Origin of the sequence: Pseudomonas sp. PS02303 (genome assembly GCF_029959925.1) — a bacterium.
GTDB lineage: Bacteria > Pseudomonadota > Gammaproteobacteria > Pseudomonadales > Pseudomonadaceae > Aquipseudomonas > Aquipseudomonas mandelii.
The window spans coordinates 1-17,618 of sequence record NZ_JASCOM010000005.1; the positions used below are offsets into that span (position 1 = coordinate 1).

16 protein-coding genes and 3 tRNA genes are annotated in these 17,618 nt (G+C 56.9%); 2 read left to right on the forward strand and 17 right to left on the reverse strand.

What is annotated here, in order from left to right; genetic code table 11:
* The first annotated feature begins 221 nt into the window (after positions 1–221).
* Positions 222–1,250: a hypothetical protein gene (locus QMX98_RS02460; RefSeq protein ID WP_282410202.1), complete on the forward strand. Its 1,029-nt coding sequence runs from the start codon at positions 222–224 to the stop codon at positions 1,248–1,250.
* A 9-nt stretch (positions 1,251–1,259) separates the two neighbouring features.
* Here the strand turns inward: QMX98_RS02460 and QMX98_RS02465 are convergent.
* The 16 genes from QMX98_RS02465 to rlmE all read right to left on the reverse strand — a co-directional run bounded on the left by QMX98_RS02465 (position 1,260) and on the right by rlmE (position 16,766).
* A tRNA-Thr gene (locus QMX98_RS02465) sits at positions 1,260–1,335 on the reverse strand.
* 128 nt (positions 1,336–1,463) lie between these two features.
* Positions 1,464–3,569, reverse strand: coding sequence for a polyribonucleotide nucleotidyltransferase (gene pnp / locus QMX98_RS02470; protein ID WP_010463478.1), 2,106 nt, complete (start codon positions 3,567–3,569; stop codon positions 1,464–1,466).
* A 195-nt stretch (positions 3,570–3,764) separates the two neighbouring features.
* Positions 3,765–4,034, reverse strand: a complete 270-nt coding sequence (gene rpsO, locus QMX98_RS02475) for a 30S ribosomal protein S15 (protein ID WP_003176135.1) — start codon at positions 4,032–4,034, stop codon at positions 3,765–3,767.
* A 117-nt stretch (positions 4,035–4,151) separates the two neighbouring features.
* A complete protein-coding gene (gene truB / locus QMX98_RS02480; RefSeq protein ID WP_010463480.1) occupies positions 4,152–5,069 on the reverse strand; it encodes a tRNA pseudouridine(55) synthase TruB in 918 nt (305 codons plus the stop codon).
* A 3-nt stretch (positions 5,070–5,072) separates the two neighbouring features.
* Complete coding sequence (rbfA, locus tag QMX98_RS02485; protein WP_007942872.1) at positions 5,073–5,474, reverse strand: 30S ribosome-binding factor RbfA; 402 nt, start codon at positions 5,472–5,474, stop codon at positions 5,073–5,075.
* A 159-nt stretch (positions 5,475–5,633) separates the two neighbouring features.
* Positions 5,634–8,162: a translation initiation factor IF-2 gene (infB, locus tag QMX98_RS02490; protein WP_010463483.1), complete on the reverse strand. Its 2,529-nt coding sequence runs from the start codon at positions 8,160–8,162 to the stop codon at positions 5,634–5,636.
* A gap of 27 nt (positions 8,163–8,189) precedes the next feature.
* Positions 8,190–9,671, reverse strand: coding sequence for a transcription termination factor NusA (gene nusA / locus QMX98_RS02495; protein WP_010463485.1), 1,482 nt, complete (start codon positions 9,669–9,671; stop codon positions 8,190–8,192).
* 47 nt (positions 9,672–9,718) lie between these two features.
* Complete coding sequence (gene rimP / locus QMX98_RS02500) at positions 9,719–10,177, reverse strand: ribosome maturation factor RimP (RefSeq protein ID WP_010463487.1); 459 nt, start codon at positions 10,175–10,177, stop codon at positions 9,719–9,721.
* A 138-nt stretch (positions 10,178–10,315) separates the two neighbouring features.
* Positions 10,316–10,392: transfer RNA gene (locus QMX98_RS02505), tRNA-Met, on the reverse strand.
* Between the two features lie 96 nt (positions 10,393–10,488).
* Positions 10,489–10,574, reverse strand: a tRNA-Leu gene (locus QMX98_RS02510).
* A 22-nt stretch (positions 10,575–10,596) separates the two neighbouring features.
* Positions 10,597–10,980, reverse strand: coding sequence for a preprotein translocase subunit SecG (gene secG, locus QMX98_RS02515; protein WP_282410203.1), 384 nt, complete (start codon positions 10,978–10,980; stop codon positions 10,597–10,599).
* A gap of 4 nt (positions 10,981–10,984) precedes the next feature.
* Complete coding sequence (gene tpiA, locus QMX98_RS02520; RefSeq protein ID WP_010463491.1) at positions 10,985–11,740, reverse strand: triose-phosphate isomerase; 756 nt, start codon at positions 11,738–11,740, stop codon at positions 10,985–10,987.
* Positions 11,741–11,806: 66 nt separating this feature from the next.
* Complete coding sequence (glmM, locus tag QMX98_RS02525; RefSeq protein WP_010463493.1) at positions 11,807–13,144, reverse strand: phosphoglucosamine mutase; 1,338 nt, start codon at positions 13,142–13,144, stop codon at positions 11,807–11,809.
* 16 nt (positions 13,145–13,160) lie between these two features.
* A complete protein-coding gene (folP, locus tag QMX98_RS02530) occupies positions 13,161–14,012 on the reverse strand; it encodes a dihydropteroate synthase (protein WP_102593597.1) in 852 nt (283 codons plus the stop codon).
* Between the two features lie 8 nt (positions 14,013–14,020).
* Positions 14,021–15,934 carry an ATP-dependent zinc metalloprotease FtsH gene (ftsH, locus tag QMX98_RS02535; RefSeq protein WP_010463496.1) on the reverse strand — a complete coding sequence of 638 codons (1,914 nt, stop codon included), beginning with the start codon at positions 15,932–15,934 and terminating at the stop codon, positions 14,021–14,023.
* 202 nt (positions 15,935–16,136) lie between these two features.
* Positions 16,137–16,766, reverse strand: coding sequence for a 23S rRNA (uridine(2552)-2'-O)-methyltransferase RlmE (gene rlmE, locus QMX98_RS02540; RefSeq protein ID WP_008005470.1), 630 nt, complete (start codon positions 16,764–16,766; stop codon positions 16,137–16,139).
* 105 nt (positions 16,767–16,871) lie between these two features.
* On the opposite strand from rlmE, the gene QMX98_RS02545 reads away from it, so the two are divergent.
* On the forward strand, positions 16,872–17,180 hold the full coding sequence (locus QMX98_RS02545; RefSeq protein WP_008057408.1) for a YhbY family RNA-binding protein: 309 nt from the start codon (positions 16,872–16,874) through the stop codon (positions 17,178–17,180).
* A 9-nt stretch (positions 17,181–17,189) separates the two neighbouring features.
* Here the strand turns inward: QMX98_RS02545 and QMX98_RS02550 are convergent, their stop codons facing one another.
* Complete coding sequence (locus QMX98_RS02550; protein ID WP_282410204.1) at positions 17,190–17,594, reverse strand: MFS transporter; 405 nt, start codon at positions 17,592–17,594, stop codon at positions 17,190–17,192.
* Positions 17,595–17,618 lie beyond the last annotated feature (24 nt).

Here is a 17,618-nt window from a genome sequence, read left to right on the forward strand (position 1 = left end):
CTTCAGAACCATTCGGGGATCATCTGAAAACTGCAAAGTGGTACGTGTGCAACGTCCGAATATAGGACGTTTGGTCGACGATTTATATGGACTTTTACATCAAATCTACAAAAAAACCGTTGATCGGCCTTTCTGAAAATTTTCCTTCGCTACCCAGGAACAACGTTCAAAAGGTAAAGTCATAGCGATGTGCCAGCTAGGCACTTCACAAGGAACCGGTGATGCGCAATTTTCCCAAGCTTCCATCTACCCTGTTTGCAACCGGCATGGCTGCCCTTCTTCTCGGCAGCCTGGCACTGCCCAATACCGCTCAAGCCGGTCTGGAGTACAAACCTGACAGCGCTAATTCCTCCGATAAATTCCTCGTTTTCCACAACTATTACGGTACAAACGTGATGGTCAGATCCGACGTCAGTATCGAGGAGGTGGAAACATTACAAAGAGTTGTTAAAACCAGTACGGCTGATCTGGAAGAGCTGAAGAAAACCGTTACTGCACAGGCGCGGCTCATCGAAGAGTTGAAAAAGAACACGGTGTCCGGTTCGAGCTCGACTGCCAGCGAAGTGGATAAACTCAAGCGCACCGTCAGTGATCAGGAAACGGCGCTGAAGAACCTCGCCAAGGCCATGGACGAGTTCAAACGCAACAGTGGTTCGAGCGCCAGTTCCAGCGCCAGCGGAGTGAACGACCTGAAACGCACGGTCAGCGAACAGAACACCGGTTTGGTAAACCTTGCCAAGGCGGTGGACGAACTCAAACGCAATAGCAGCTCGAATTCCAGCTCCAGTTCCAGCGAAGTCAGCGACCTCAAGCGTACGGTCAGCGAACAGGACAACGGACTTAAAAAGCTCGCCAGCCAGATGGACGACCTCAAGCGCAGCAGCAGCTCGAATTCCAGCTCAAGCTCAAGCTCCAGCGAAGTGAGTGATCTGAAACGCGCGGTCAGCGAACAGGACAACGGTCTGAAAAAGCTCGCCAGTCAGATGGACGATCTGAAGCGCAGCAGCGGCGGCTCGAACTCCAGTTCAAGCTCCAGCGAAGTGAACGACCTCAAGCGTACCGTCAATGAACAGGAAAACGACTTGAAAAGGCTTGCCAGCCAGGTGGAAGACCTCAAGCGCAGCGCCGGATCGAGTTCCAGCTCGAGCTCCAGCGACCTGTCCAGCCTTAAGCGGGAAGTCAGCGATCAGGACAACCAACTGGATCAGCTGAAACGCACCGTGGAAGATTTGAGCAGAAAGGTGAAATAACAGGGGGAATGGTGCCCGAGACAGGAATCGAACCTGCGACCTTCGCGTTACGAGTGCGCTGCTCTACCGGCTGAGCTACACGGGCGGTGGGCTAAACCTAGCACCGGGTTCGAAAGCCAGCAACTTCACACCCTGTTTCACAGACAAAAAAATGCCCCGCAGCTTTCACTGCGGGGCATTTTTTATAACGTTGAAGCAATCAAGCGGGGGTGATTAAACGCCCGACGCCTTGGCCGCTGCTACGTCTTTGATGGACAGTTTGATACGGCCGCGGTTGTCCACGTCCAGTACCAGTACTTCCACTTCCTGGCCTTCTTTCAGGATGTCGGTCACTTTCTCAACGCGAGCGTCGCTCAGCATCGAGATGTGTACCAGACCGTCCTTGCCAGGCAGGATGTTGACGAATGCGCCGAAGTCGACGATGCGCTCAACCTTACCAACGTAGATCTTGCCGATTTCAGCTTCTGCGGTGATGCCCAGAACGCGCTGACGTGCTGCTTCAGCCGCTTCCTTGGTTTCGCCGAAGATCTTGATCGAGCCGTCGTCTTCGATGTCGATCGAAGCCTTGGTCTCTTCACAGATCGCACGAATGGTCGCGCCGCCTTTACCGATGACATCACGGATTTTGTCGGTGTCGATTTTCATCGCGATCATGGTCGGAGCATTTTCCGACAGTTCGGTGCGGGACTGACCAATGATCTGGTTCATCTGACCGAGGATGTTCAGGCGCGCTTCCAGGGCTTGGCCCAGAGCGATTTCCATGATTTCTTCGGTGATGCCTTTGATCTTGATGTCCATCTGCAGCGCGGTAACACCTTTGGCGGTACCGGCTACTTTGAAGTCCATGTCGCCCAGGTGGTCTTCGTCACCCAGGATGTCGGTCAGGACGGCGAACTTCTCGCCTTCTTTAACCAGACCCATCGCGATACCGGCAACCGGTGCCTTCATCGGAACGCCGGCGTCCATCAGAGCCAGGGAAGCGCCGCAAACGGAAGCCATCGAGCTCGAACCGTTGGATTCGGTGATTTCCGACACAACACGAATGGTGTATGGGAACACATCGGCAGCAGGCAGCATGGCTGCAATCGAACGACGGGCCAGACGGCCGTGACCGATTTCGCGACGGCCAGCGCCACCCATGCGACCACACTCACCTACCGAGAACGGAGGGAAGTTGTAGTGCAGCATGAACGGGTCTTTTTTCTCGCCTTCCAGGGTGTCCAGCAGCTGTGCGTCACGGGCGGTGCCCAGTGTTGCAACAACCAGCGCCTGGGTTTCGCCACGGGTGAACAGAGCCGAACCGTGAGTCTTTGGCAGAACACCGACTTCGATGTTCAAAGGACGTACAGTCTTGGTGTCGCGACCGTCGATACGTGGCTTGCCGTTTACGATGTTTTCGCGAACGGTGCGGTATTCGATTTCGCCGAAAGCGGCTTTGACTTCGCTGGACGAAGGCTGGCCTTCTTCACCGGACAGCTTGGCAACCACCTGGTCTTTCAGCTCACCCAGGCGAGCGTAACGATCGGCCTTGATGGTGATGGTGTAAGCCTGGGAGATCGCGTCGCCGAACTCGGCACGGATAGCGCCCAGCAGAGCAGTGGCTTCTGGCTGTGGAGCCCAGGTCCAGGTCGGCTTGGCAGCTTCGGCGGCCAGTTCCTTGACGGCGTTGATCACCACCTGGAACTCGTCGTGAGCAAACAGTACCGCGCCCAGCATCTGGTCTTCGGTCAGCTCTTTGGCTTCCGATTCAACCATCAACACGGCTTCCGAAGTACCGGCAACGACCATGTCCAGGCTCGAAGCTTTCTGTTGTTCGTAAGTCGGGTTCAGCAGGTAGCCTGTGCTTTCGTGGAACGCAACGCGGGCAGCGCCGATCGGGCCATCGAAAGGAATACCGGAGATAGCCAACGCAGCCGAGGTACCGATCATCGCAGCGATGTCCGGATCGGTTTTCTTGCTGGTGGAAACGACGGTGCAGACAACCTGCACTTCGTTCATGAAGCCTTCTGGGAACAGCGGACGGATCGGACGGTCGATCAGTCGGGAAGTCAGGGTTTCTTTCTCGGAAGGACGGCCTTCACGCTTGAAGAAACCGCCAGGGATCTTACCGGCAGCGTAAGTCTTTTCCTGGTAGTGAACAGACAGAGGGAAGAAGCCCTTGCCTGGATCGGCTTGCTTGGCGCCGACCACAGTCACCAACACGCTGACGTCGTCGTCAACGGTGACCAATACTGCGCCGGAGGCCTGACGGGCGATACGGCCAGTCTCGAGGGTAACGGTCGACTGACCGAACTGGAATTTTTTGATTACCGGGTTCACGGTGTCCTACCTTCTTTTGTGGCTCTTGGGGAACTTGTCTTCTTGCGAAATTCTTGGGCAATGTCGGGAATCGGCCCAACGCCTGTCCAGGGTAAAACGACTATCCAGATAAAACTTGAGGCTGGGAGCCTGCCATGTGCCAGCGGGAAACCCACTGGCGCACGACAGACAACCAACCTCTAGCGCAATCGCTTATTAGCGACGCAGACCCAGGCGACCGATCAGAGCCTGATAACGACCCAGATCCTTGCCTTTCAGGTAGTCCAGCAGCTTACGACGCTGGTTAACCATGCGGATCAGACCACGACGGGAGTGGTGATCTTTACCGTTGGCCTTGAAGTGACCTTGCAGCTTGTTGATGTTGTGGGTCAGCAGTGCAACTTGCACTTCTGGCGAACCAGTGTCACCAACAGCTTGCTGGTAGTCAGCTACGATTTGAGCTTTTTCTTGAACGTCGAGAGCCATGAGGCAATCCTTTTATCAGGAAACTGTTTCAAAGAAACAGCTTCAACAGGCCAGGGACAAATCCCTGTATCTAAAAATGAGTAGTGACCGTGCCTGTTAACAGCCACCCTCGTCCGGTCATTCTGACCGAATCAGTCGACGTGGCGCGATGCGCCCGTCTTCGCTCACTTCACCGATACCGATGAAGCGACCGTTGTGATCCTGTACCCGTACCATGCCGAACTTCGGTGCATCCGGGGCTCGTACCGGTTGGCCGTTAAGCCAGTAGAACGAACTGTGCTCCGAGAACTGCAACAGTGGCCAATCCAGAAGGCCGCTGTCCGATGGCATCAGGAAGCGGTCGACCGCTTCGTTGCCGCCTTCGGCATGTACCGCTTCCAACTCTTCAAGCGTGACCGTCTGCGCCAGCGTGAAAGGCCCGGCCTGGGTACGTCGCAATTCAGCCACGTAAGCGCCACAACCGAGTTGCTCACCGATATCCTCCACCAGGGTGCGAATATAGGTGCCTTTGCTGCAATCCACCGCAAGCCGCGCAGTATCACCTTCAAAGGCCAGCAATTCCAAGCGCGCAATAGTAACAGAACGCGGTTCACGCTCCACTACTTCGCCTGCACGGGCCAGCTTGTACAGCGGCTGGCCATCACGCTTGAGCGCCGAGTACATCGGCGGTATCTGACTGATTTGCCCGCGAAAATTCGGCAGAACAGCTTCGACATCTGCGCGACCAACGGTCACCGGACGCTCCTGCAAAACTTCACCCTCGGCATCGGCCGTGGTGGTGGTCTTGCCCAGTTGCGCCAGGGTTTCGTAACCCTTGTCGGAATCGAGCAGGTACTGCGAGAACTTGGTGGCCTCACCGAAGCACAACGGCAACACGCCGGTGGCCAGCGGATCGAGACTGCCGGTGTGACCGGCTTTCTCGGCGTTCAGCAGCCAGCGAACCTTCTGCAACGCGGCGTTGGAGGTGAACCCCAACGGCTTGTCGAGCAGAATGATACCGCTGACGTTACGACGGATACGTTTGACCTGAGCCACCGATTACTCCTTGGCGTCTTCGGGTTCAGCCGCTACCGGGTGCTGATTGTCTTCAGCCACCGCACGCTCGATCAGGGCCGACAGGTGCGCGCCACGCACGACGCTTTCGTCGTAGTGGAAGTGCAACTGCGGAACGCTGCGCAACTTCATTTCACGAGCCAACTGCATGCGCAGGAAACCGGCGGCTGAGTTGAGCACCTTGATGCTTTGCGCGATGTCTTCGGCGTTGTCCTGGCCCATCACGGTAATGAAGATCTTGGCGTGACCGACGTCACGGCTGACTTCAACAGCGGTAATGGTGACCAGACCGACGCGCGGGTCTTTGACTTCACGACGGATCAGCTGTGCCAGCTCACGCTGCATCTGATCGCCGATACGTTGGGTACGGCTGTATTCTTTTGCCATGTCTTGTTACCTGTTACTGCCCCACGGTGAAACCCGAGGGGTCTGAAAGCGGCAAACGCCCGGCCTGACAAAAGCCAGACCGGGCGTTGCGTTTAGAGTCCTGACGCGGTGCCGCGCATTTGCATGCGGCGGCTTGGCGTGGCCCTTGAAGTGCGCGAGTTAGAGGCTGCGAGCAACCTGAACCTTCTCGAAGACTTCGATCTTGTCACCGACTTTGACGTCGTTGTAGCTCTTCACGCCGATACCGCATTCCATGCCGGCACGTACTTCGGAAGCGTCATCCTTGAAGCGGCGCAGGGATTCCAGCTCGCCTTCGAAGATAACGATGTCTTCACGCAGTACACGGATTGGACGGTTACGGTGAACAACACCTTCGATAACCATGCAACCGGCGATCGCGCCAAACTTCGGCGAACGGAACACGTCACGCACTTCAGCGGTACCCAGGATGTTCTCGCGAACATCGCTGCCCAGCATACCGGTGAGGGCTTTCTTGACGTCTTCGATGATGTCGTAGATCACGTTGTAGTAACGCATATCCAGACCTTCCTGCTCGACGATCTTGCGAGCGCCAGCATCGGCACGCACGTTGAAGCCAAACAGTACAGCGTTGGAGGCCAGTGCCAGGTTAGCGTCGGACTCGGTGATACCACCGACGCCGCCACCGACAACACGCACTTGCACTTCGTCGTTACCCAGGCCGTTCAAGGCACCGTTCAACGCTTCCAGCGAACCACGGACGTCGGATTTGAGGACGATGTTGAGCGTCTTCTTCTCTGCCTGACCCATGTTTTCGAAGATGTTTTCCAGCTTGCCGGCGTGAGCGCGAGCCAGTTTGACTTCGCGGAACTTGCCTTGACGGAACAGAGCCACTTCACGGGCTTTCTTCTCGTCCGACAGCACGCTCATCTCATCGCCAGCGTCCGGGGTACCGTCCAGGCCGAGGATCTCGACAGGGATGGAAGGACCGGCTTCTTTGATCGGCTTGCCGTTCTCGTCGAGCATGGCGCGTACACGGCCATAGTTCGAACCGACCAGGACCATGTCGCCTTGGCGCAGGGTACCGTCTTGAACCAGAACGGTTGCAACCGGGCCACGACCTTTGTCGAGACGCGATTCAACCACCACACCACGGCCAGGAGCCGAAGGCGTCGCTTTCAGTTCCAGAACTTCGGCTTGCAGCAGAACAGCTTCGAGCAACTCGTCCACGCCAGTACCGACTTTCGCCGAAACCGATACGAACGGGGTGTCGCCGCCCCACTCTTCCGAGGTCACGCCGTGAACCGACAGCTCGCTACGGATGCGATCGAGATCAGCGCCCGGCTTGTCGATTTTGTTCACTGCAACAACCAGTGGAACACCGGCAGCCTTGGCGTGCTGGACCGCTTCAATGGTCTGCGGCATTACGCCGTCGTCCGCCGCAACCACCAGGATCACGATGTCAGTCGCCTTGGCACCACGGGCACGCATTGCGGTAAACGCGGCGTGACCCGGGGTATCGAGGAAAGTGACCATGCCGCGATCAGTTTCAACGTGGTACGCACCGATGTGCTGGGTGATACCGCCGGCTTCGCCTGCAGCTACCTTGGCACGACGGATATAGTCGAGCAGCGACGTCTTACCGTGGTCAACGTGGCCCATTACGGTCACGACTGGCGCACGGGAGAACGTCTCACCTTCAAACTTCAGGGACTCGGCCAGGGAATCTTCCAGGGCGGTGTCGCTGACCAGGGTCACTTTGTGGCCCAGTTCTTCGGCTACCAGTTGAGCAGTTTCCTGATCAAGCACCTGGTTGATGGTCGCTGGCGTACCCAGTTTGAACATGAACTTGATGATTTCAGCAGCCTTGACCGACATCTGATTGGCGAGATCGCCAACAGTGATGGTCTCGCCGATCTGCACATCACGCACGACAGGGCCGGTTGGGCTCTGGAAACCGTGGGCGTTGCGTTTCTTCAGCTTGGCCTTGCCGCGACCACCACGACGGAAGCCATCGCTTTCTTCGTCGGTAGTACGTGGGGCTACGCGTGGAGCAGGCGCTTTCTCTTTAACCGAAGCACGATGCGGAGCGTTTTTGCGCTCACCATCGCCACTGCCACGACGATTGTTATCGTCGGCGCGTGGTTTGTCCGGACGGCGCTGTTCGTTCTGCTTGTTGCGAACGTCAGCAGACGGTGCTGGAGCAGCGGCTACAACCGGCGCGCTTTCGCGTACTGGCTCGGCAACTGCAGCAGGGGCTGCAACGGCGTCGTTAGTAGCGGATTGCGCAGCAGCAGGCTGGCGACGCGCTTCTTCTTCGGCGCGACGCTTGGCTTCTTCTTCAGCCTTCTGACGAGCAGCATTTTCTACTGCGCGACGTTCTTCCAGTTCGCGTTTGCGCTCGGCTTCAATTTCTTCCGGGCTGCGCTGTACGAAGACTTTCTTCTTGCGTACTTCAACGCTGATGCTTTTGCTGCCAGCAACACGCAGGGTGCTGGTGGTTTTGCGCTGCAGTGTGATCTTGCGCGGTTCTTCCACTTTCGCCTTGTGGCTGCTCTTCAAGTGAGTCAGCAAAGACTGCTTCTCACTATCGCTCACACCTTCATCGGCGGCGGTGTGCGGCAGACCTGCCTCACGCATCTGCTGCAACAGGCGCTCTACCGGTGTTTTGACCTCATCGGCCAGTTGTTTCACCGTGACTTGCGTCATGCACTTCTCTCCTCAGGCCGCGCCTAATTACTCGAACCAGTGGGCTCGGGCGGCCATGATCAACTTGCCGGCACGATCATCGTCAATGCCGTCGATGTCGAGCAGGTCGTCAATAGACTGCTCGGCCAGGTCTTCGCGGGTAATTACGCCGCGCACCGCCAGTTCCATCGCCAGATCCTTGTCCATACCCTCAAGCGAGAGCAGGTCTTCGGCCGGATGGGCGTCTGCCAGCTTTTCCTCAGTAGCGATGGCTTTGGTCAACAAACGATCCTTGGCGCGAGCGCGAAGCTCGTTGACGGTTTCTTCGTCAAAGCCTTCGATGTTGAGCATTTCTTCCAACGGTACGTAGGCAATCTCTTCCAGGCTGGTGAAGCCTTCATCTACCAGCACCTGTGCAAGGTCTTCGTCGACTTCCAGCTCGTCGATGAAGTTGCGCAGGATGTCGCCGGTTTCTGCTTGCTGCTTAGCCTGGATGTCCGATTCGGTCATCACGTTCAGGGTCCAGCCAGTCAACTGGCTAGCCAGACGCACGTTCTGACCACCGCGACCGATGGCCTGAGCCAGATTGTCTGCGCCAACGGCGATGTCCATTGCATGGGCATCTTCGTCAACGATAATTGCCGCAACCTCAGCCGGGGACATGGCGTTGATTACGAACTGAGCCGGGTTGTCATCCCACAGGACGATATCCACACGCTCACCGCCCAACTCACCCGACACTGCCTGGACGCGCGAACCGCGCATACCGATGCAAGCGCCTTGCGGGTCGATGCGTTTGTCTTTCGAGCGGACCGCGATCTTGGCACGCGAACCCGGGTCACGGGAGGCTGCCATTACTTCGATCAGGCCTTCAGCGATTTCCGGCACTTCGATGCGGAACAACTCGATCAGCATTTCCGGCGCGGTACGCGACAGGATCAGCTGCGGGCCGCGGTTCTCGGTGCGGATTTCCTTGAGCAACGCACGCAAGCGCACGCCAACCCGGAAGGTTTCGCGAGAGATGATGTCTTCACGAGCCAGCAACGCTTCAGCGTTGTTGCCCAGGTCGACGATCACGTTGTCGCGGGTCACTTTCTTCACGGTGCCGGAGATGATTTCCCCCAGGCGCTCGCGATAAGCGTCAACGACTTGAGCGCGCTCGGCTTCGCGAACTTTCTGCACGATGACTTGCTTGGCAGTCTGTGCAGCAATGCGGCCGAACTCGATGGATTCGATTTTCTCTTCGACTACATCACCCACCTGGGCGCCCGGGTGCGTTTCGGCAACCTTGCTCGGCCAGGTTTCGATGGCCGGATCATCCAGGTCTGCTTCTTCGACGACCGTCCAGCGACGGAATGTCTCGTAAGCACCGGTGTGGCGATTGATTTCCACACGCAGATCGACTTCGTCCTCGAAACGCTTTTTGGTAGCAGTGGCCAGGGCCAGCTCCAGCGCTTCAAAAATTACGTTTGCCGGTACGCCCTTTTCATTGGATACCGACTCAACAACCAGCAGTACTTCTTTGCTCATCGTACGCCTCGCCTTTCGCAAGCCATTGGATCCGCGGGATCCGCGTCTCAGTCAAAACTGGGAATAATGTTGGCCTTGTCGATCATATCGATCGGCAACAGGAACTCATGGTCTTCTACCTGCACCACGACGTCCTGCTCTTCTACACCGCGCAGAAGGCCCTGAAAGTTGCGTCGTCCTTCAAAAGGCGAGCGCAGCTTGATCTTCACTTGTTCACCGGCAAATTTTGCAAACTGCTCAATAGTGAACAGTGGGCGTTCCATGCCAGGCGAGGAAACTTCAAGGGTGTATTCAACGGCGATTGGATCTTCAACATCCAGGACACCGCTGATCTGACGGCTGACGATGGCACAATCGTCCACCAGCACACCGCCCTCTTTATCAATATAAACGCGCAACATTGAGTGGCGACCTTGAGCCGAAAACTCAATACCCCAGCATTCATAGCCCAGGGCCACGACCACCGGGGCCAACAAGGCCTGCAACTCTTCTAGCTTGCTCGACACCTGAACCCCCTCGTGCATGTATGTGCATGCTATGCAAAATAAAAAAATGGGCGAAACGCCCATCCTTGAAACGCCGTCGAACAGCGGCGTAGAAAGTGTCCAGCTAACAAAAAGCCCCTTAAAAGGGGCTCCTTAAACTGGTTGCGGGGGCCGGATTTGAACCGACGACCTTCGGGTTATGAGCCCGACGAGCTACCAGACTGCTCCACCCCGCGACAAAGCTGGGGCGGAAGTATACGACCGATCCCTGACAGGGTCAATGTAACCTTCCACCTACAAGAAAGCCCGCAACAGCGGGCTCTCCTGATAATTGGTACCGAGAAGGGGACTCGAACCCCTACACCCTATGGGCACAACCACCTCAAGGTTGCGTGTCTACCAATTCCACCACCTCGGCAATACTACGTTTGAAACCCTTCTTACTTTTGCTCTTGAGCTGGAGGCACGTCAGTCGCTGGATTAGCCGACTTTTGCTCTTGAAGCACCGGTACATCATCAGAAGCCGGTTGTTGCTTTGGAACTTCCAACACTGCCGGGTTTGGCAAACCTACTTGAGTCAGCTGCTGAGCTTTCTCTTTAGCAAAGTAACCTAACCCTAAGCTGGTTATGAAGAAACCGGCGGCAAGTATAGCAGTAAACTTACTAAGAAAGGTAGAGGAACCTTGGCTTCCGAACACAGTATTTGAAGCACCTGCTCCGAAAGACGCGCCAGCATCCGCACCTTTACCCTGCTGCAGCAATACCAGAGCAACTACGCCCAATGCACCCAGCAGATGAAAAACGACTACGACTGTTTCCAGCATTTTTTCAGTTTCCCGCGGCGCGACAAATCGCACCGAACTCATCTGCATTCAGGGAAGCTCCACCAATGAGCCCCCCATCGATATCCGGCATGCCGAACAGTTCGACCGCATTGGCCGCCTTCACGCTGCCGCCGTATAGAAGCCGCACACCTTGTGCGACCTCAGAATTCTCTGCCGCCAACTGAGCGCGAATGGCTGCATGCACATCCTGCGCTTGTTGCGGCGAAGCAGTCAGCCCAGTGCCAATGGCCCAGACTGGCTCGTAAGCAATTACTGCATTTGCAAAGGCACCTACACCCAGCTCCTCTATGATACTGCCTAGCTGACGCCCGACAACCTCTAGAGTTTTACCGGCTTCGCGCTGCTCAAGGGTTTCCCCTATGCACAACACCGGGATCAAGCCACATGCCTGCGCCGCTGCGAACTTGCGAATCAGCACACCGTCCTGCTCGCCCATAATCTGGCGGCGCTCGGAATGCCCGACAAGAACCAGGGAACAACCTGCATCCACCAATTGACTCGGCGCGATTTCACCGGTCAGTGCACCTTGCATGGCTTCCACCGCAGAGTTCTGCGCGCCGACCGAAATCGACTTGCCGTTCAAGCCATCAATCACTTGATTGATATGCAAGTAAGGCGGGAATACCGCTACATCAACACCGCTCGGCAAGGCCAGATGACGAAGGCCATTGATCAGCTCAGCGACGCTGGCGCGGGTACCGTGCATCTTCCAGTTACCAGCTACCATAGGGCGACGCATGCTGTACCTCGTCGGTCAAAGTGGGCGCAGATGTTACCCAACACAATCATGGCTGGCAAGCCGAATTCAGGCAGAAACTTCAGTAACCAGTTTTGCCAGCTCTTCGGCGTAGCCACGGACCTGTGTTTCGTCCTCGCCTTCAACCATCACGCGCACCAACGGCTCCGTCCCGGACTTGCGCAACAACACGCGCCCGCGGCCGGCCATAGCCTGGGTAACACGGTCGCTGGCTTCCTTGACCGCCGGATGGTCGAGCGGACTCGCGCCCCCGCCGAACCGGACATTGATCAGCACCTGAGGGCACTTGCGCAGCGCCTGACGGGCCTGAGCAAGTCCTTCCGAGCGCGTTTTCAGCGCCATCAGCACCTGCAACGCCGCGATGATCGCATCACCTGTGGTGGTGTGATTGAAGCAGACGATATGACCCGAGTTCTCACCGCCTACCAACCAGTTACGCTCCAGCAAGTCAGCGATCACATAACGGTCGCCAACGTTGGCACGCACGAAAGGAATCGACAGATCCGCCAGGGCCAATTCGAGCCCAAGGTTACTCATCAATGTACCAACCACGCCGCCTTGCAGCTTGTCGCGCTCATGCAGATCGCGGGCGATGATGTACAGCAACTCGTCACCATCTACGATGGCGCCTGTGTGGTCGACCATCAAGACGCGATCACCGTCACCGTCAAAGGCAATACCCAGATCGGCGTGTTCGGCCAATACCGCAGCCTGCAACTGCCCCATATGGGTCGAACCGCAATTGTCATTGATGTTCAAGCCGTTTGGCTGAGCAGAAAGCACAACGACTTCGGCACCCAGCTCGCGGAACACGCTAGGTGCAACCTTGTAGGTCGCGCCGTGAGCGCAGTCGATCACGATTTTCAGGCCGGCGAAGTTGGTACCGGTCGGCACGCTGCTCTTGCAGAATTCGATATAGCGGCCAGAGGCGTCGTTGATGCGCGACACTTTGCCGATCTTGCTCGACTCAACCACGGTCATCGGGGTGTCGAGCAACTCTTCGATCATCAGTTCGACTTCATCCGGCAGCTTGGTGCCCTTTCCGGAGAAGAACTTGATGCCGTTGTCATCATGAGGATTGTGCGAGGCACTGATCACAATACCGGCTTCAGCATGAAAGGTACGCGTCAGGTAAGCGATCGCCGGCGTCGGCATCGGGCCCAACAGCATCACGTCAGCACCTGCCGACGTCAGACCAGCCTCGAGCGCGGACTCAAACATGTAACCGGAGATTCGGGTGTCCTTGCCAACCAGCACCTTGCAGGCGCCCATTTTGCGGAACGCCATGCCTGCAGCCCAACCGAGCTTGAGCATGAAATCAGGAGTTATCGGGTATTCACCGACCCGACCACGGATACCGTCGGTGCCAAAGTATTTTTTGCTCATAAGTGCTCCATCATTCTTATTCGGCTGATTCCACTGCGGCGATCATCCGCACCACGTCCACTGTTTCGGCTACATCATGGACGCGCAATATACGCGCACCCTTGGCCGAAGCCAGCGCCGCGAGCGCCAGACCACCAAACAGGCGTTCTCCAACCGGGCGATTCAAGGCCTGACCTATCATGCTCTTTCGCGAAACCCCAACCAACAGGGGCCGCCCCAAGGCATGCAGGTCTTCCATATGCTTGAACAAGCTTAGATTGTGCTGCAAGGTTTTCGCGAACCCAAACCCCGGATCAAGAATAATCCGCTCAGCAGGGATTCCCACCAACGCACACTGGGCCACGCGCTCAGCGAGAAACTCGCCAACCTCCCTGGTCACGTCCCCGTAGCTCGGATTGTCCTGCATATCGCCCGGCTCACCGAGCATATGCATCAGACACACCGGCAATCCGGTGGCGGCTGCCGCATCCAGGGCACCGTCTCGGCGCAGCGAGCGCACATCATTGATCAAGCCCGCTCCGAGCCGTGCGGTTTCGCGCATGACCGCCGGAGTGGAGGTATCAACCGAAATAATCACATCCAGTTCGCGATTGATGAGCTCAACGATAGGCGCCACGCGCTCCAACTCTTCAAGTGGCGAAACCGCCCTTGCACCGGGCCGGGTCGATTCGCCACCGACATCGATCAGCGTGGCGCCCGCCGCCACCATCGCCTCGGCGTGGCGCAGGGCCGCGTCGAGCTGGCTGTATCGGCCGCCATCAGAAAAGGAATCGGGAGTGACATTGAGAATACCCATGACATGCGTCTGGGCCAAATCAAGAACCCGGTTGCCGCAAGGCAACCGGGTCGAGGACTGAACAGAAGTCATTTCAAACCTTAGACGTCAGCAGCCGGACCGCCGATCGGTGTTTGCGGACGCTCATCCTGGACCACCGGAGGTGTCCCGGAAGTACCGGTGCCGCCACCCGACCAGTCGCGTGGTTCGCGAGGGGTACGTCCGGCCATGATGTCATCGATCTGATCGGCATCGATCGTCTCGTACTTCATCAAGGCATCCGCCATGGCGTCGAGCTTGTCACGGTTATCCGTGAGGATCTGCTTGGCCGTGCCGTAGCACTGGTCAATGATGCTGCGCACTTCGGAGTCAATCAGCTTGGCTGTCTCACCAGAGAAGCTCGCACCCTGACCACCGCCGCCGCGACCAAGGAATACTTCGCCCTCTTCTTCGGCATACATCAACGGACCGAGTTTTTCCGAAAGACCCCACTTGGTCACCATGTTCCGCGCAATCTGGCTGGCACGCATGATGTCGTTGGACGCGCCGGTGGTAACACCGTCAAAGCCCAGGGTCATTTCTTCAGCGATACGGCCACCGTACAGCGAGCAGATCTGGCTGATCAGCGCACGCTTGGACAGGCTATAGCGATCTTCTTCCGGCAGGAACATCGTCACACCCAGCGCACGACCGCGCGGGATGATCGACACCTTGTAGACCGGATCGTGCTCTGGCACGACACGACCGACGATGGCGTGACCCGCTTCGTGATAAGCGGTGTTCTGCTTCTCTTTCTCCGACATGACCATGGATTTGCGCTCGGCGCCCATCATGATCTTGTCTTTCGCCAGTTCAAACTCTTTCATTTCGACGATGCGCTTGCCGGTACGGGCAGCGAACAACGAGGCCTCGTTCACCAGGTTAGCCAGGTCGGCACCAGAGAAACCAGGCGTACCACGTGCAATCACCGCAGGAGCGACGTCGTCACCCATTGGCACTTTGCGCATGTGAACCTTGAGAATCTGCTCACGACCACGAATATCCGGCAGACCGACCACAACCTGACGGTCGAAACGGCCCGGACGCAGCAACGCAGGATCCAGTACGTCGGGACGGTTGGTTGCAGCAATGACGATGATGCCGTCATTCATTTCAAAGCCATCCATCTCAACCAGCAATTGGTTGAGTGTCTGCTCGCGTTCGTCATGACCGCCACCCATGCCGGCGCCACGGTGACGACCGACAGCATCGATTTCATCGATAAAGATGATGCAGGGTGCGTGTTTCTTGGCCTGCTCGAACATATCGCGAACACGGCTGGCACCGACACCGACGAACATCTCGACGAAATCGGAACCGGAAATGGTGAAGAACGGTACTTTGGCTTCGCCGGCAATCGCCTTGGCCAGCAAGGTTTTACCGGTACCCGGAGGACCCACCATCAGCACGCCGCGTGGAATGCGGCCGCCCAGTCGCTGGAACTTGCCCGGATCACGCAGGAACTCGACCAGTTCACCGACCTCTTCCTTGGCTTCGTCGCAACCGGCAACGTCACCCAAGGTGGTTTTCACCTGATCTTCGGAGAGCAGGCGTGCCTTGCTCTTGCCGAAGCTCATCGGCCCGCCCTTGCCGCCCGCACCGCCCTGCATCTGCCGCATGAAAAACATGAACACGGCGATGATCACCAGGATCGGGAAGCTGGCGACCAGGAGTTGAGTCCAGATGCTTTGCTGCTCAGGCTGCTTGCCTTCGACCACGACGTGGTTATCCACGAGATCGCCGATCAGACCGTTGTCCTGAATGGCAGGACGAATGGTCTTGAAGCTATCGCCATCGGTGCGCTTACCGGTAATCACATAGCCGTCAACTGCTACGCGCTCGACCTTGCCATCCTTGACCTGCTGGATGAAGTCGGAATAGTTGAGGGTCTGCGGCTCGTTAGGGCTGGAGAAGTTGTTCATCACCGTCACCAGGACAGCCGCGATGATCAACCACAGGATCAGATTCTTTGCCATATCGTTCAATTAACTACCCTCTGAAGCAAGCTCCGCTAATGGCGCGCGCTTCGCATGATATTCACCGGCCTAACTTACTACATTACCTACGACTCTGGCAGGCGCCGTCTGTAACCCTTTGTGAAACACTTTCTACACAATATTCGCTAATGCTCACGGGGCGAAATACGAAAATCCTATCGACCCGCAAAAAAACCTCGATTTACTCGCTACGGCCACGATAGCCCCAAGCCAGCATGTATTGCTCGCGGGAACTGCCGCGGGAAGAATCCGGCTTGATCATCTGGACCTTGTCGAATTTCTGACGAGCGTCCTTCACGTAAGCATCAAACCCTTCGCCCTGAAACACCTTGATCACGAAATTACCACCCGGCTTGAGTATCCGAGCCGCCAGATCAAGAGCCAGCTCACATAGAAACATGGCTTTGGGCATATCCACCTCAGGCGTACCACTCATATTGGGGGCCATATCGGAAATCACAAGGTCCACCTGCGAATTACCCACGGCTTCGAGGATCTGAGCGAGCACTTCGTCCTGGGTGAAGTCACCCTGGATGAAAGTCACGTCCGGAATGCTGTCCATTTCCAGGATGTCCGAGGCGATCAGTCGCCCCTGACCACCGATCAGCCGACTGGTGACCTGCGACCAGCCGCCGGGCGCCGCTCCCAGGTCGACAACGCTCATACCCGGACGGATCAGTTTGTATTTCTCCTGGACCTCCAGAAGCTTGTAACTCGCACGCGAGCGATAACCATCCTTCTGCGCCTGCTTCACATAGGGATCATTGACATGTCTTTGCAGCCATTTAAGGCTTGTCTTGGAACGGGCCACGGGCCACCTCGAAAATAAAACGGGTCGTGATTAACTGGGCGGTCCCGGACTCGCTCGGGTAAACTGGCCGCCGCTTTTTACAAGATCAGACGCAGGGGTCAGATTATGCCGCTCACTCAAGAGCAGAAGAAACAGTACAAATCCATTGGCCATCATCTGAAACCAGTTTTGATTGTGGCTGACAACGGTTTGACTGAAGGTGTGTTAGCCGAACTTGAACGCGCTTTGGCGGATCACGAGTTGATTAAAATCAAGCTCAACATCCTCGATCGCGAGTCGCGCCTGGCGAACATTGCAGAACTGTGCAAGGTCGGCAAAGCGGACCTGGTTCAGGTCATCGGCAAGATGGCACTGATTTACCGCAAGAACTTCAGCGTCAACAAGCAGCTGTCGAACGTTCATCGCTTCAAGTGATGGCAAGGGTCAAGGGTGTGCTTCGCGCACCCTGCCACTCCATCCGGGTACCGGCTGCAACACCAGCACCACCCCGGAAAAGCCCAGAACAAGGTAACTGAAAACCTGCCAGCGCACGGCATCCGGCCAACCGACGCGCACCGCGAAGAACATACCGCACGCATACAGCGCCATCAGCAGCAGTTGCCCACGAATATCGCGCCATAGACTGACAAGGCCCTCGGCCTGAATCAGCACCAAAGCCTGAAAAATCACACACGCTGTGGCGAAACCCATCATCAGCGCATCAAGCATGCCTGCAATTTCGTCAATCAGCAGCGGCGCCAGGCCAATCTGGCCCAGCGCCGGCAGCAGACCGATGTGTAACAGCCACAAGCCGCCCACCCACAACATCTGAGTGAGCTGCCAAAGCATGGAGCCCGCACGGAGCGGGCGCCT